This is a genomic window from Aquitalea sp. ASV15 (genome assembly GCF_016429115.1).
Classification (GTDB): Bacteria; Pseudomonadota; Gammaproteobacteria; order Burkholderiales; family Chromobacteriaceae; genus Aquitalea; species Aquitalea magnusonii.
In genome coordinates this window covers 1-316 of the sequence record NZ_JAELTZ010000181.1, presented here as the reverse complement: position 1 = coordinate 316, position 316 = coordinate 1, and the positions used below count along the sequence as shown (strand labels likewise).

The 316-nt window shown below is 72.2% G+C and carries 1 protein-coding gene; it reads right to left on the bottom strand.

Features of this window, described 5'->3' with window-relative positions; genetic code table 11:
• Positions 1-119: 119 nt before the first annotated feature.
• Positions 120-316 (bottom strand): hypothetical protein (locus JHD64_RS21415; RefSeq protein ID WP_199055674.1); only part of this gene is annotated, 197 nt, incomplete at its 5' end.

Genomic DNA, 316 nt, shown 5'->3' with positions numbered 1-316 from the left:
ACAGCGGGCCGCCGGAGTTGCCCGGATTGATGGCCACGTCGGTCTGGATGAAGGGCACGTAGTTTTCATCCGGCAGGCTGCGGCCCTTGGCCGAGACAATGCCGGCGGTGACCGTGTTTTCAAAGCCTGTCTCTTATACACATCTGACGCTGCCGACGAACGAACAACAGTGTAGATCTCGGTGGTCGGCGTATCATTAAAAAAGGGGGGGGGGGGGGGGGGGGGGGGGGGGGGGGGGGGGGGGGGGGGGGGGGGGGGGGGGGGGGGGGGGGGGGGGGGGGGGGGGGGGGGGGGGGGGGGGGGGGGGGGGGGGGGG